The following is a 13820-nucleotide window of genomic DNA, read 5'->3' as shown; positions in this document are numbered from 1 at the left end:
GAGCAGAGCCCGCCATCAGCCGCTCTCCGCTGCGATGGTCGACATCAGAGTCCTCCGGAGAGTGCACAGCTGAACGCCTGCAGCGGGATTCGGACGAAGCCGCCGATCGCGACGTCGGCGTGCGCCTTCACGCAGACGAGGTCTCCGGATGAGCTGCTCGACATTCCGGCGCCAGGAACCGCGGTCGACACTGCATGTGAGGCCCGGCCCGCGTCCTCCCCTCGGCCGAGGAGGCGCGCGGCGTCGGCCGATGCGTCCTGGAGCGCGACCTGACGAGCGGCCGCGCCCAGCGCACCGGCCCCGAGCAGAAGAGTGAGGACCACCGCGGGCAGCGCGAGTGCGAGCTCGGCGGCCACCGACCCCCGCTCGCCGTCACGACCGGCGCTCATCACGACACCGTGAGCGCCCGACGCACCAGGTCGGTGAGGATGCCGCGCACCTCATCCGACCTCATGATGACGACGAGCAGCCCGGCGAAGGCCACAGCGGCCATCGTCGTGATCGCGTACTCGGCGGTGGCGGCGCCGCTGTCGTCTCCGAACAGCGTCGCGGAACGGCGCCGAGTGAGCGGAGGGAGTGTGTTCATGGGTTCCTTCTTTCTGTGTGCGGATGCGCGTGCATCCTGTGGTCGGCGGCCGTCAGAGCGGCAGCGGGGTCGAGAGGAGCACGCTCAGCAGCAGCGGGGCGACTCCCAGCAGAAGAAATGCCGGCAGCGTGCAGACTCCGAGCGGGATCAGCAGCGTCGTCGAGAGCTTCGCCGCGCGGAGGCGGCCGTCGATGCGGGATGCGTGCCGCTCCTGCCCGGCGGAGGCGCGGAGGAGTTCGCCGGCCGGCACCCCCGCGGCGTGCGACAGCTCGAGCACCGCGCGGACTCGCGCGTCATCTCCGCGATGAGACGCGGGACTCTCCGCGACGAGGCGCAGGGCCCGATCGATGGAGGCGCCGCCGGAGAGAGCGACGGCGATGAGCTCCGCCTGCATCCCCGGAGTGCCCGGCTCGGGTCGCGCGTTCCGAAGCAGTCGGTTCGTCCAGCCTCGGGCAGCGAGCACGAGGAGAAGCCCGGCCACGACGCAGGCCGCTCCCGCAGGCGTCCCGAAGATGACACCGAGAGTGTCGAAGCCGAGGGCGAAACCGAGCAGCAGACCGGCGAACGGCATCCACAGGAGCAGCCGCGCGGTTCCCGCCGGTTCAGCGAGAGCGATGCGCACATCATCGGCGGCGGACGCGGCGTCGCGAAGCGTCTCCGCGATCATGCGCAGCACATCGGCCAGAGGCGCCCCGACGGTGGTCGCCACCTCCCACGCCGCAGCGAGGTCTCGCCACGGGCCGCCCTCGGCCTCGATCGCGGCGATGAGCGAGACGCCGCCGTCGACTCGCTCCACAACCGATGCGGCGTGCGCGTCGCCGATCGAGGCGAGGTGCCTCCAGGCGACCAACGGCACCGCTCCGGCCTGCAGCAGCACGGCGAGCGTCTGCACCGCGGTCGCCGCGTCTGTTCCGGCGTCGGGGGCGCTTCTCCGTCGAGCGCTCACCACGGTCGCACCTCCTCGATGCCCAGCCGGCCTCCAGTGAGCGCGAGCACCCCCGCCTGCGCGATGCGTCGCCGCCCTCCGGGCGCCCTGTCGAGGTGCAGAACGATCGTGAACGCGCTCACCGCCTGGCGCGCGAGCGCCGTGGCGTCCATGGATGCGAGCGCGCCGAGTGCCTCGAGCCGGGCCGGCACATCGCTCAGACCGCTCGCGTGGAGGGTTCCGGCGCCGCCATCGTGTCCGGTGTTCAGAGCTGTCAGCAGCTCCCTCACCTCCTCGCCTCGGCACTCACCGACCACGAGACGGTCGGGGCGCATGCGCAGCGACTCGCGGACCAGCCGTGCGAGACTGATGCCGCCGGCGCCCTCGAGGTTCGGCTGTCGCGCCTCGAGAGCGACATGGTGGGGGTGCTGCGGGCGCAGCTCGGCGACGTCCTCGATCGTGACGATGCGCTCGGAGGTCGGCGCGGCCGACAGCAGCGCCGACAGCAGAGTCGTCTTGCCTGTGCCGGTGCCGCCGGTGATGAGGATGTTGGCGCGCTCAGCCACCAGACCGAGGAGCCAGCTGTGCTGCCTGGCGTCGAAGGCGCCGAGCTCCGCCAACGCATCGAGATCCGCGGCGCGCACTCTGGGCACACGGATCGATAGAGCCGTCCCCGAGGTCGAGATGGGCGCGAGGATGGCATGCACCCGGATGCCGGACTCGAGCCTCACATCGACGCACGGTGCCTGATCGTCGAGATGGCGACCGCCGAGACCGACGAGCGCGACCGCGAGATCGCGAACCTCCCGCTCGGACGCGCTCCACCCGTGCACCGCCTCGGCGCCGCGCCCCCGGTCGATGAACAGCCCTGAGGCGCCGTTGACGAAGATGTCGGTGACCTCGTCGTCAGCGCAGTGCTCTGCGAGCGGACCGAAGACGGGATCGACCTGCAGCGGCGTGCGACCACCCCGTTCGGCGCCGTCGACGAGAGGCGACGTGCCGCGCGGCTGGATGACGAAGGGATCGGGCATCCCCCGAAGCTAGGCGCCGCGCTCAGCGCGCGACCCCCGCGTCGAGCGGCTCGGACGGCGTCTGTGGGCAACCCCGCCCGGGCGTTCAGCGTGCAGAGCAGGTCGCGAAGACGGACATGAGGAGTGAGCCCGACGTGGGAGCGCTCCCGAAAAAGAGAGGGCGGCATCTCACGGGGGGAATGAGATGCCGCCCACGGCGTCCCTCATGGGGGAATCGGGCACGCCAAGGCCAGAATGATAATTCGGCTGTCGTCGAGTGTACGCAAGGCGACCGTCCTGACAAAACCGGCCGGACTACCTACTTTCGGCAGTATGCGATGTCCCTGCCCGAGGCTAGATTCGCCCTGACCTGATCGCGTGCAGACGCGTTCATGCCCGCACGACCTGCCACGCCGCAAAGGAGCGCCCGCCGATGAGCAGCCAGATCGATCATCTTCTCGATGAGACCCGCCAGTTCCCGCCCTCCGAGGAGTTCGTCGCGCAGTCGGTCTCGTCCCCTGCGCTGTACGAGAGCGCTGCTGCAGACCGCGAGGCCTTCTGGGCCGCGCAGTCCGCCGAACTGCTCGAATGGCACAAGCCGTTCACCCGTGTGCTCGACTGGTCGACCCCTCCGTTCGCGAAGTGGTTCGACGACGGCGAGCTGAACGTGGCCTACAACTGCCTCGACCGCCATGTCGAAGCGGGCAACGGCGATCGCGTCGCCCTGCACTGGGAAGGCGAACCGGGCGACTCACGCACCATCACCTACGCAGAGCTCACCGACGAGGTCAAGCGCGTCGCCAACGTGCTCGAGGGCCTCGGCGTCGGCCACGGAGACCGCGTCGCGATCTACCTGCCGATGATCCCCGAGGCGGTCGCGTCGATGCTCGCCGTCGCTCGCGTCGGAGCCATCCACTCGGTCGTGTTCGGCGGTTTCAGCGCCGACAGCCTGCGGTCGCGCATCGACGACGCGGGCGCCAAGCTCGTCATCACCGCCGACGGCGGATACCGCAAGGGCCGCGTCTCGGCGCTGAAGCCGGCCGTCGACCAGGCCCTCGCGGACCGCGGAGACGGCGAGCAGCAGACCGTCGAGCACGTGCTCGTCGTCAAGCGCGGCGAGAACGAGGTCGACTGGCAGGACGGCCGCGACCTCTGGTGGCACGAGGTTGTTCCTGCCGCGTCGCCCGAGCACACCGCCGAGGCCTTCCCCGCCGAGAACCCGCTGTTCATCCTCTACACCTCGGGTACGACGGGAAAGCCCAAGGGCATCCTGCACACGTCGGGCGGATACCTCACCCAGGCCGCGTACTCGCACAAATACGTGTTCGACCTGCACCCCGAGACCGACGTCTACTGGTGCACGGCCGACATCGGATGGATCACCGGGCACAGCTACGTCACCTACGGCCCGCTCGCGAACGGCGCGACCCAGGTGATATACGAGGGCACACCCGACGCCCCGCACCCCGGCCGCTGGTGGGAGATCATCGAGAAGTACAAGGTCTCGATCTTCTACACGGCACCGACCGCGATCCGCTCGTTCATGAAGATCGGCCGCAGCGTCCCCGCGAAGTTCGACCTGTCGTCGCTGCGTCTGCTCGGCTCGGTCGGCGAGCCCATCAACCCCGAGGCCTGGATCTGGTACCGCGACGTGATCGGTGCGGGCACGACCCCCATCGTCGACACCTGGTGGCAGACCGAGACGGGCGCGATCATGGTCTCGGCGCTCCCCGGCGTCACCGCGACCAAGCCGGGCTCCGCGCAGGTTCCGCTGCCCGGCATCTCGATCGACGTCGTCGATGAGACCGGCGCCGAGGTGGGCAACGGCAACGGCGGCCTCCTGGTGGTCACCGAACCGTGGCCGAGCATGCTGCGCGGCATCTGGGGCGACCCGGAGCGCTACAAGGAGACGTATTGGGAGAAGTTCGAGGAGCAGGGCTACTACTTCGCGGGCGACGGCGCTCGCCTCGACGATGACGGCGACCTGTGGCTGCTCGGGCGGGTGGACGACGTGATGAACGTCTCGGGCCACCGCCTCTCGACGGCCGAGATCGAGTCGTCGCTCGTCGCTCACGAGGCGACGGCAGAGGCCGCCGTCGTGGGCGCCGCCGACGAGACCACGGGCCAGGCGGTCGTCGCATTCGTGATCATCAAGGAGAGCTACCTCTCGGCCCATGACCCTGCCGGTCTCGCTCAGCAGCTGCGCCTCTGGGTCGGCGAGCAGATCGGTGCGATCGCACGCCCCCGCGACGTGTACATCGTCGGCGAGCTGCCGAAGACCCGCTCGGGCAAGATCATGCGGCGCCTGCTGCGCGACGTCGCTGAGGGCCGCGAAGTCGGCGACACCACGACCCTCGCAGACACCGCCGTGATGAGCATCATCTCGGCTCAGGTCAAATAGGGCGGATGCAGAAACGCCCCCTCCCGATCCGGGAGGGGGCGTTCTTCATATTCGGGTCAGGCGAGGATGAACGTGACCTCGACCTCGACCGGGCTGTCGAGCGGCAGCACCGGCACGCCGACAGCCGCGCGCGCATGACGACCGGCGTCGCCGAAGATCTCGCCGAGCACGAGGCTCGCACCGTTGATGACGCCGGGCTGGCCGGTGAAGTCGGGCGTGGACGCCACGAACCCGCCGAGCCGCAGCACTCCGCCGATCCTGTCGACCCCGCCGGCGGCGTCGGCGGCCGCAGCGAGGGCGTTCAGCGCGCAGGTGCGGGCGTAGTCGTTCGCGTCTTCAGCGCTGACCTCGGCGCCGACCTTGCCCGTCGCAGGAAGCTGACCTGCGGTGAACGGCAGCTGACCGGAGGTGTAGACGAGCCCGGCATGGACGACCGCCGGAACGTAGGCGGCGACGGGTGCCGCCACCGCCGGAAGCTCGATGCCGAGCTCGGTCAGACGCTGAGAGAGGCTCACGCGGCGCCCCCTTCGAACTGGCGCGACGCCTCGGCAGCGGCCGCGAGACCGGCGTTGCCTGCGGCATCCGCCGACACCGGACGCTTGAAGTAGGCCACGAGCCCGCCCTCGGGCCCCTGGATGACCTGCACGAGCTCCCAGCCCTGCTTGCCCCAGTTGTTGAGGATCGCAGCGGTGTTGTGGATCAGCAGCGGGGTGGTGAGGTACTCCCACGTGGTCATGGCTCTCCTGTCTGGCGGCATCCGCGATGGCGGCTGCGTCAAAGGCGGTATTCAGGGAACTCCCCTACGATCTAGCGTATGCCTCAAAAGAATCGCACGGTGAAAGGTGCGCTCGGCGGAGTCCTCGGACTCGTCGGGCTGAGCACCGTCGCCGGTCTCCTCGTCGCGGCCAGCGTCACCCCTGTGCTCGCCATGACCGGTATCGCCGGGTCGCAGGCCCTCACCATCTTCGAGGACCTCCCCGAGAACCTCCAGGTCGGCGCTCCGATGCAGCAGTCCACCATCTACGCGACCGGTCTCGACGGCAACCCCGTCGCTCTGGCGTCGTTCTACGAGCAGAAGCGCATCCCGGTCGCCTACGACCAGGTGGCACCCGTGATGTACGACGCGATCCTCTCGAGCGAGGACAAGAACTTCTACACGCACGGCGGGATCAACCTCGGCGCGACGATCAAGGCCGCAGTCGGGAACGTCGCGGGCACGACCGATCGAGGCGCCTCCACGATCACGCAGCAGTACGTGAAGAACGTCCAGGTTCAGGAGTGCGAACAGGACGTCGACCCCGGAGCCGAGGACTACTCGACGCAGATCGAGCAGTGCTTCCTCGATGCGGCAGTCGCGAAGGGCGGCGAGGGCGTCGAGCGCAAGCTGCAGGAGATGCGCTACGCGTTGAAGATCGAGAAGGAGTACTCGAAGAACGAGATCCTTCTCGGCTACCTCAACATCGCCAACTTCGGCGGCACCATCTACGGCATCGAAGCCGCAGCGAACCGCTACTTCTCGACCACGGCGGCGAACCTCACCCTCGCTCAGGCGGCCACGATCGCCGGCATGGTCCAGGAGCCCAACAGGTTCCGCATCGACCGCCCGGGCGGGATCTGGACCGATGACGCCGGAGTGGCGCACAACGGAGATGCCGACGGCTACAAGGACACGAAGGACCGCAGGGACTACGTCCTCGACCGGATGCTGCTCGACGCCAAGATCACGCAGGCCGCGCATGACGAGGCTGTGGCCACGCCGATCACCCCGGTGCTCAGCGAGCCCCAGCAGGGTTGCGGGGCCGCAGGCGACAACGCCTACTTCTGCCAGTACGTGAAGGCCGTCATCGAGAACGACGAGGCCTTCGGCGCCACCGCGGAGGAGCGTCGCGCGAACCTGCGTCGCGGAGGCATGGAGATCTACACCTCGCTCGACATGCGCGTGCAGCAGACCGCGATCGACGCGGTGAGGTCGCAGGTCCCGCAGGCGATGCCCGGGATCCTGGTCGGCGGCACCGGAGTGTCGGTCGAAGCATCCACCGGTCGCATCCTCGCGATGGCCCAGAACACCGTCTTCAACGAGACGACCGAAGCCAACCTCGCCGCCGGCGAGACCTCGCAGGTCTTCGCTGCCGACAAGGCGCACGGCGGCTCGACCTACGGGTTCGAGACCGGATCGACGTACAAGCTCTTCACCCTTCTGAGCTGGCTCGAGTCAGGACACTCGGTGAACCAGGTGCTCGACGGCCGCCTCAAGACCTTCAGCCCCTTCACGAAGTGCGGCGACAGGGTCACGAACAGCGCCAAGATTAACAACTTCGGGAACTCAGGCGGGTCGGTGGGCAGCGTTCGGCAGTTCACTGCGCAGTCGCTGAACACCGGCTTCCTCGCGATGGCGCAGCAGCTCGACCTCTGCGACATCAACGAGGTCGCCAAGAGGCTCGGCGTCCACTACGGCAACGGCGATGACATCACGGTCGGTGGAACCACCTCCAACACCGCCCCGAACGATCCGTTCCCGACGGTCCTCGGCTCGAAGAGCGTGGCCCCGCTGCAGATGGCAGGCGCCTACGCGACTGTCGCCAACAACGGCGTCTACTGCGAGCCGCGCGTGATCGACCGGGTCATCGGTGAGAACGGAGCGGAGATCACGCCTCCTGCGCAGAACTGCTCCCAGCAGCTCACTCCCGAGGTGGCAGCCACCGCGGCGTTCGCGCTGCGCGGCGTGATGGAGGGGAACGGCACGGGAACGCGGGCGAACCCGTTCGACGGCACCCAGCTGATCGGCAAGACCGGTACCGCCGAGAAGGAGCACACGATGCTCGTCGAGTCGAGCACCAAGGTCACCACTGCGGTGTGGGTGGGAAACATCGACGGCCGCGTGCCGCTGAACGACTTCCGCAACGGCGATGGCACCCGACTCGGCGACATCCGCTACGGTCTCGCCAGGGCGATCCAGGGAGCCGCGAATGCCGTCTACCCCGCTGACCAGTTCCCCCGGCCCGACGACAAGCTCGTTCGTCAGGTGCTGACGGACGTTCCCGATGTCGTGGGCAAGTCGGTCGGCGAGGCGAGCTCGCTCATCGAGGCAGCGGGCTTCACCGCAGCCGTCGGCCCGGCCGTCGACGGCCCCGCAGGTGACGTGATCATGGCTCAGGACCCGTCCGGACAGGCCCCCAGCGGCGCGACCATCACGATCTCGCCCAGCAATGGCCAGGGTGCGACCGTGCCGGACATCACCGGGCAGTCGAAGTCCGAAGCGCAGAGCGCGCTGTTCGGCGCAGGGTTCTCGTCGATCGATTTCGACGGATCGTGCAACGGACAGAACGCCTCCGTGACCTCGACAGACCCGGCAGCGAACACCGCGACCACCAAGAGCACCTCCATCAAGGTCAGCTGCAAGTGACGTCGCGCCATGCGGCACACCCGGCCCTCATCGCGCTCGGCGCGGTGGGGGCCGCTGGTGCTGCGGCCGCCGTCTGGGGCATCGGCATCGAGCGCTACCTGTTCACGGTGCGCGAGGCGACGGCATCCGCTCTCGCGCCCGGCTCAGCCCCGCTGCGCGTGCTGCACATCTCGGATGCACACATGGCTCCGTGGCAGCATCGCAAGCAGGACTGGCTCGCCTCGCTCGCGCAGTTGAAGCCCGATCTCATCATCAACACGGGCGACAACCTGGGGCATCGCGATGGCCTCACGGGGATTCGCCGAGCCTTCGAGCCCCTCGCCGGCATCCCCGGCGTCTTCGTGCACGGCTCGAACGACGTGATCGGCCCGTCGCCGCGCAATCCGATCCGGTACTTCGCGGGCCCGTCGGAGCGACCGCGAGAGCTGAACTTCCTCGACACCGATGCGATGGACGCCTACTTCACCGACGAGCTCGGATGGACGAGTCTGAACAACGCCGCTGCGCGGCTCACGGTCGCCGGCAACCCGCTCGACCTCTTCGGCGTGAGCGACGCGCACTGCGACTGGGATCGCCTCGAGGATCTGCCGGGGGCGATCGACTCCCTCGGACCGCGACCCTCCGACACGACCGTGCTCGGGGTCACCCACGCGCCGTATCAGCGCGTACTGAACGGCTTCGTCGACCTCGGTGCCGATGCGGTCTTCGGCGGTCACACGCACGGCGGCCAGGTCTGTCTGCCGGGATTCGGTGCTCTCGTCGCGAACTGCGACATCCCTCTGAAGCAGGCGAAGGGCCTCAGCACGTGGACGCAGGGCGACCGCACGGTTCCGCTCAACGTCAGCGCCGGCTGCGGGCACTCGATCTACGCACCGGTGCGATTCGCATGCCGCCCGGAGGCGACGCTGCTCACGCTGACGGCGCGCGGTTGACGCCTCGATTCGGTGCTGAGAGCTTTTCGCTGTAGACTCGGAGGGTTGCAAAACGGGGTGTGGCGCAGCTTGGTAGCGCGCTTCGTTCGGGACGAAGAGGTCGCAGGTTCAAATCCTGTCACCCCGACCAGTAACACCGGAAGGCCGTCCTCACGGGCGGCCTTCTCTGTATCCGTCCCGAGGTGAAAGGCACCGTGTGAGTCGTCTGCTCCCTCCCCCGCGCCGGCTCACCCGCGGTATCGCGCTCGCTCTCGGCATCCCGTTCTTCGTCGGTCTGGCGCTGCTCACACTCACGCCCGAGCGCGTCGAGAAGTCGATGCCGAACCTGCTCGATCTCGTGCTGTCGGCCGCGCACCGCCTCGGGTGGGAGTCTCTCGATTTCACGCGCCTGGAGATCATCGCCAACGTGCTGGTGTTCGTGCCCATCGGCATCCTCGCCTTCCTCCTCGTGCCGCGCCGCTTGTGGCCTCTGGCGATCGTGCTCGGCCCCGCGCTGTCGCTCTCGATCGAAGTTCTCCAGCGCCTCGTTCTGCCTAATCGTGCAGCCACTCTCACCGATGTGGTCGCGAACTCCGGCGGCGCCCTGATCGGGGTCGCCATCGCGATCGTCGGCACGCTGCTCTTCGCACCGCGTCTCTCTCAGCATCGCCCGTCTACGCTGGAGGCATCATGACCTCGCCTGCACTCGTCGCCTTCGACCTCGACGACACCCTCGCCCCGTCGAAAGAGCCCATCGACGCGAGGATGGTCTCGCTGCTGCTCGCGCTGCTGCAGAAGGTCGATGTCGCGATCATCTCGGGCGGCAACGAGGCGCAGTTCCGCGCACAGGTGGTCGCTCGGCTCGGAGCCATCGATGACGAGTCCGCCGCACGTCTGCATCTGCTGCCGACCTGCGGCACCCGATACCTGCGGCACGACGGCTCGGACTTCTCGCCTCTCTACGCCCACGACCTCACCGCCGAGCAGAAGTCCGACGCCTTCACCGCTCTGCGCGAAGAGGCGGAGCGCCTCGGACTCTGGGAGGCGCAGCCCTGGGGCGAGATCGTCGAAGACCGCGGATCGCAGATCACCTTCTCGGCGCTCGGGCAGAAGGCTCCCCGCGAGGCGAAGCACGACTGGGACCCATCGGGTGCGAAACGTGAGGCGCTTCGAGACGCCGTGGCCGCGCGACTCCCCGACCTCGAGGTGCGATCCGGCGGCTCGACCTCGATCGACATCACCCTCGCCGGCATCGACAAGGCGTTCGGCATGAAGCAGCTCGCCGAGCACACGAGCATCCCGCTCGGCTCGATGCTCTTCTACGGCGACCGGCTCGACGAGGGCGGCAACGACTACCCCGTGCTGGCGATCGGAGTGCCCTCCGTGGCCGTGGAGGGCTGGGAGGACACCGCCGACAAGCTCGACGAGCTTCTGCGGACTCTCTGATCCTCGACGTCAGCATCCGCGCACCCCGCGCGGAGGAGTTCTAGCATGTCGATATGGAACCGCTGCTGATCGTCGTCTGGACCGCAGCCGTCGCGAGCGCGGCATGCTGGCTGCTCTCGCTCGTCACCCGTGACACCTCCTGGGTGGACCGCGCGTGGTCGATCGTGCCCGTGGTCTACCTCTGGATCTTCGCGGGATCGGCCATCGCGAGCGGAGAGGATGCCGGTCGCCTGGTGCTGATGGCATCCCTCGTGACCGCGTGGGGTGTGCGGCTGACGTTCAACTTCGCCCGCAAGGGCGGGTACACGGGCATGGAGGACTACCGATGGGCGATCCTGCGGCGCCGGATGAAGCCCTGGCAGTTCCAGATCTTCAATCTGCTGTTCATCGTCGTCTACCAGATGACGCTGCTCGTGCTGATCACTCTTCCCGCCGAGATCGCGCTGCGGAACCCCGCCCCGCTGAACGCGTGGGACCTCGTCTTCGGCGCCCTCTTCCTCGCGCTGCTGGTCGGCGAGACGCTCGCCGACCGCGAGCAGTGGGAGTTCCACCGGCGAAAGAAGCAGGCCGGTGGCACACTGGCCCCTGGCTTCGCCACGGAGGGACTGTTCCGCTACAGCCGCCACCCCAACTTCTTCTTCGAGCAGAGCCAGTGGTGGGTGCTCTACGCGATCGGGGCGAGCGCCGCCGTGGCATCGGGTGCAGGCTTTCTCGGCGGCGCGATCAACTGGACGATCATCGGCCCGATCCTGCTCAGCGTCCTGTTCGTCGGGTCGACGATCTTCACCGAGTCCATCACTGCAGGAAAGTACCCGGCGTACGCCGACTATCGCCGCAGCACGTCGATGCTCATCCCCTGGCCGCCGCGGGCGCGGCCGGTCACCGAGCCCGCGGCCTGACTCCGAAGGACGTCAGCGCACCACCGCGTCGGAGGCCGTGCGCGTCACCGGCACGAGGCGGGTGAGCTGCGTGACGTGCGAGGGCTCGAGCTCGGCGAGCGAGGCGACGCCCAGAAGCCGCATGGTGCGCTCGATCTCGGTGCGCAGGATCTCGATCGTCCGATCGACACCCGCACGCCCACCCGCCATGAGGCCGTAGAGATAGGCGCGACCGATCAGGGTGAAGTCCGCGCCGAGCGCCACCGCCGCCACGATGTCCGCGCCGTTCATGATCCCGGTGTCGACCATGACGGTGAAGTCGTCGCCCACCGCCCTGCGGACCTCGGGAAGGAGGTGGAACGGGATGGGCGCGCGGTCGAGCTGGCGCCCGCCGTGGTTGGAGAGCACGATGCCGTCGACGCCGGCGTCACGCAGCCGCATCGAGTCCTCGACGTTCTGCACTCCCTTGATCACGATCTTGCCGGGCCAGATGTCGCGGATCACGGCGAGGTCGTCGTAGCTGATGGTCGGGTCCATGGCGGCGTCGAGAAGCTCGCCGACCGTGCCGCCGGTGGTGCTCAGCGAGGCGAACTCGAGCTTGGGCGTCGTGAGGAAGTCGTACCACCACCATGGCCGAGGGATCGCGTTGATGATCGTGCCGAGAGTCAGCTGCGGCGGGATGCTGAAGCCGTTGCGCTTGTCACGCAGCCGCGCGCCGGCGACAGGCGTGTCTACCGTGAACTGCAGGGTGTCGAAGCCCGCTACCGCTGCACGACGGGTGAGCTCGTAAGAGATCTCACGATCGCGCATGACGTAGAGCTGGAACCAGTTGCGGCCGTGCGGGTTGGCGGCCTTCACGCCCTCGATCGACGTCGTGCCGAGCGTCGACAGCGTGAACGGGATGCCGGCCGCCGCTGCGGCCCCCGCACCGGCGACCTCGCCCTCGGTCTGCATGAGACGCGTGAACCCGGTCGGGGCGATGCCGAACGGCAGAGCCGACGGGCCGCCGAGGATGTCGACCGAGGTATCCACCGACGGAGCCGGACGAAGGATGCCGGGGTGGAACTCCACGTCCTGGAACGCCTGCCGAGCACGCGTGAGCGACAGCTCGCCCTCGGCCGCGCCGTCGGTGTAGTCGAACGCCGCCTTCGGGGTGCGACGCTTCGCGATCGTGCGCAGGTCTTCGATCGTGAGCGCCGAGTCGAGACGGCGCTTCTTGCCGTTGAACTCGGGCTTCTTGAACTTCATCAGGTCGAGAAGCTCTGCGGGGTTGGGAACCTGGCGCTGGACCATGGCTTTCCTCTCAGTCAGTGGGTCGGGTGCTGCGGGTCAGCCCCGCCGCGGTGTAGTAGCCGGTGATGTGTGCGCGCACGAGGGACCGGGCCGTCGTGGCGTCGCCCGCTTCGATGGCGTCGATGATGGCCCGGTGCTCGGCGCGGAGGACGTCAGCCATGGCGCCCCAGTCGTCGATCGCGGCGGCGCCCTGCTGCACATACGACTCGATCGCCGTGCGCAGCCCCGCCATGATCGCCGCGACCACGGTGTTGCCGCTGGACTCGGCGAGTGCGAGGTGCAGCTGTGCGTCGAGCGCGAGGAACTCGGCGGGCGTGAGCGCGTGGGCGTCCATCGCCTCGAGCACTCGGTGCGCGCCGACGAGATCGGGGGCATCCTGACCTGCCAGCGCGGCGGCCACGGCGTCTTCGAGCAGCAGACGGGTCTGCACCACATCCGCGAGCGGGAATCCCTGTGCGGCGACCTGGAGACGCAGCAGCGTCGACATGCCGCCGGTCGGCGTGGCGATCACGATCGCACCGGACTGCGGCCCTGAGCCGGTGGACGTGCGGATCAGGCCCATCACCTCGAGCACGCGCAGAGCCTCGCGAACGCTGGAGCGGCCGACCCCGAGGTCGGCGGCGAGGTCGCGTTCGGAGGCGAGTCGATCGCCGGGGCCGATTCGCCCGTCGAGGAGATCTCGCTCGACGTGCTCGAGCACGAGGCGCCAGGCGCGAGCAGGCTGCTCCGGCATCCACTCTCCTCGTCGTTCGCGTTCGGTGGCGTCAGCAAGGCGCCCTGTGTGGTCTGACCACAGTAGCGCGTGTGGTCAGACCACGCAATCGCCGTCCACAATTCAGCAGGAACGCCGCGATCGCGGCCGCATCGGGCCGCGGCACGTGATTCCGCGAGAGCTCATGCTGAACTGTGGACGGCAGCCCGTCGTCACGGCACACAGAACCAGCGCACAGCGTCCACCGGACGCGCT

At 68.6% G+C, this 13820-nt stretch carries 14 protein-coding genes and 1 tRNA gene; 7 read left to right on the top strand and 8 right to left on the bottom strand.

The features are described 5' to 3' along the window. Positions 1–44: 44 nt before the first annotated feature. The 4 genes from RU09_RS08855 to RU09_RS08840 are packed head-to-tail and all read right to left on the bottom strand — an operon-like array spanning position 45 to position 2542. Complete coding sequence (locus RU09_RS08855; protein WP_042539674.1) at positions 45–389, bottom strand: TadE family type IV pilus minor pilin; 345 nt, start codon at positions 387–389, stop codon at positions 45–47. Beyond that, positions 389–586, bottom strand: a complete 198-nt coding sequence (locus RU09_RS08850; protein ID WP_042539672.1) for a DUF4244 domain-containing protein — start codon at positions 584–586, stop codon at positions 389–391. The genes RU09_RS08855 and RU09_RS08850 overlap by 1 nt, the downstream gene beginning before the upstream one ends. Before the next feature lie 52 nt (positions 587–638). Beyond that, positions 639–1532, bottom strand: coding sequence for a type II secretion system F family protein (locus RU09_RS08845; protein WP_042539698.1), 894 nt, complete (start codon positions 1530–1532; stop codon positions 639–641). Further along, positions 1529–2542: a TadA family conjugal transfer-associated ATPase gene (locus RU09_RS08840; RefSeq protein ID WP_042539670.1), complete on the bottom strand. Its 1014-nt coding sequence runs from the start codon at positions 2540–2542 to the stop codon at positions 1529–1531. The genes RU09_RS08845 and RU09_RS08840 overlap by 4 nt, the downstream gene beginning before the upstream one ends. A 412-nt stretch (positions 2543–2954) precedes the next feature. Here RU09_RS08840 and acs point away from each other — a divergent pair, with 412 nt between their 5' ends. Further along, positions 2955–4922 carry an acetate--CoA ligase gene (gene acs / locus RU09_RS08835; RefSeq protein ID WP_042539668.1) on the top strand — a complete coding sequence of 656 codons (1968 nt, stop codon included), beginning with the start codon at positions 2955–2957 and terminating at the stop codon, positions 4920–4922. Between the two features lie 56 nt (positions 4923–4978). Here acs and RU09_RS08830 read toward each other — a convergent pair whose 3' ends face one another. Then, positions 4979–5437, bottom strand: coding sequence for a RidA family protein (locus RU09_RS08830; RefSeq protein ID WP_042539666.1), 459 nt, complete (start codon positions 5435–5437; stop codon positions 4979–4981). Then, complete coding sequence (locus tag RU09_RS08825; RefSeq protein WP_042539664.1) at positions 5434–5658, bottom strand: hypothetical protein; 225 nt, start codon at positions 5656–5658, stop codon at positions 5434–5436. The genes RU09_RS08830 and RU09_RS08825 overlap by 4 nt, the downstream gene beginning before the upstream one ends. 78 nt (positions 5659–5736) lie before the next feature. On the opposite strand from RU09_RS08825, the gene RU09_RS08820 reads away from it, so the two are divergent. From RU09_RS08820 to RU09_RS08795, 6 genes are all read left to right on the top strand, one after another. Continuing rightward, on the top strand, positions 5737–8325 hold the full coding sequence (locus RU09_RS08820; protein WP_042539662.1) for a transglycosylase domain-containing protein: 2589 nt from the start codon (positions 5737–5739) through the stop codon (positions 8323–8325). Beyond that, positions 8322–9257, top strand: coding sequence for a metallophosphoesterase (locus tag RU09_RS08815; protein WP_042539660.1), 936 nt, complete (start codon positions 8322–8324; stop codon positions 9255–9257). Before RU09_RS08820 ends, RU09_RS08815 begins: the two co-directional genes overlap by 4 nt. Positions 9258–9310: 53 nt before the next feature. Continuing rightward, positions 9311–9387: transfer RNA gene (locus RU09_RS08810), tRNA-Pro, on the top strand. Positions 9388–9453: 66 nt separating this feature from the next. After that, positions 9454–9930, top strand: a complete 477-nt coding sequence (locus tag RU09_RS08805; RefSeq protein ID WP_052492912.1) for a VanZ family protein — start codon at positions 9454–9456, stop codon at positions 9928–9930. After that, positions 9927–10682, top strand: coding sequence for an HAD-IIB family hydrolase (locus RU09_RS08800; protein WP_042539658.1), 756 nt, complete (start codon positions 9927–9929; stop codon positions 10680–10682). Before RU09_RS08805 ends, RU09_RS08800 begins: the two co-directional genes overlap by 4 nt. Before the next feature lie 53 nt (positions 10683–10735). After that, complete coding sequence (locus RU09_RS08795) at positions 10736–11581, top strand: DUF1295 domain-containing protein (RefSeq protein ID WP_042539656.1); 846 nt, start codon at positions 10736–10738, stop codon at positions 11579–11581. Positions 11582–11593: 12 nt separating this feature from the next. On the opposite strand, the gene RU09_RS08790 is transcribed toward RU09_RS08795, so the two are convergent. Next, positions 11594–12853, bottom strand: coding sequence for an alpha-hydroxy acid oxidase (locus RU09_RS08790; protein WP_042539654.1), 1260 nt, complete (start codon positions 12851–12853; stop codon positions 11594–11596). A gap of 10 nt (positions 12854–12863) precedes the next feature. Beyond that, positions 12864–13586: a FadR/GntR family transcriptional regulator gene (locus RU09_RS08785; RefSeq protein ID WP_042539652.1), complete on the bottom strand. Its 723-nt coding sequence runs from the start codon at positions 13584–13586 to the stop codon at positions 12864–12866. Between the last annotated feature and the right edge of the window lie 234 nt (positions 13587–13820).

Origin of the sequence: Microbacterium sp. MEJ108Y (assembly GCF_000834175.1) — a bacterium.
In the GTDB taxonomy this organism is placed as follows: domain Bacteria; phylum Actinomycetota; class Actinomycetes; order Actinomycetales; family Microbacteriaceae; genus Microbacterium; species Microbacterium forte.
The sequence above is the reverse complement of the archived record's forward strand: the minus strand, read 5'-3'. Positions and strand labels throughout refer to the sequence as shown.

Coding starts and splice junctions, on each gene's coding strand:
- RU09_RS08800 (WP_042539658.1), top strand. CDS start 9,927: ATGACCTCGCCTGCACTCGTCGCCTTCGACCTCGACGACACCCTCGCC.
- RU09_RS08855 (WP_042539674.1), bottom strand. CDS start 389: ATGAGCGCCGGTCGTGACGGCGAGCGGGGGTCGGTGGCCGCCGAGCTC.
- RU09_RS08790 (WP_042539654.1), bottom strand. CDS start 12,853: ATGGTCCAGCGCCAGGTTCCCAACCCCGCAGAGCTTCTCGACCTGATG.
- RU09_RS08825 (WP_042539664.1), bottom strand. CDS start 5,658: ATGACCACGTGGGAGTACCTCACCACCCCGCTGCTGATCCACAACACC.
- RU09_RS08850 (WP_042539672.1), bottom strand. CDS start 586: ATGAACACACTCCCTCCGCTCACTCGGCGCCGTTCCGCGACGCTGTTC.
- RU09_RS08840 (WP_042539670.1), bottom strand. CDS start 2,542: ATGCCCGATCCCTTCGTCATCCAGCCGCGCGGCACGTCGCCTCTCGTC.
- RU09_RS08785 (WP_042539652.1), bottom strand. CDS start 13,586: ATGCCGGAGCAGCCTGCTCGCGCCTGGCGCCTCGTGCTCGAGCACGTC.
- acs (WP_042539668.1), top strand. CDS start 2,955: ATGAGCAGCCAGATCGATCATCTTCTCGATGAGACCCGCCAGTTCCCG.
- RU09_RS08820 (WP_042539662.1), top strand. CDS start 5,737: ATGCCTCAAAAGAATCGCACGGTGAAAGGTGCGCTCGGCGGAGTCCTC.
- RU09_RS08795 (WP_042539656.1), top strand. CDS start 10,736: ATGGAACCGCTGCTGATCGTCGTCTGGACCGCAGCCGTCGCGAGCGCG.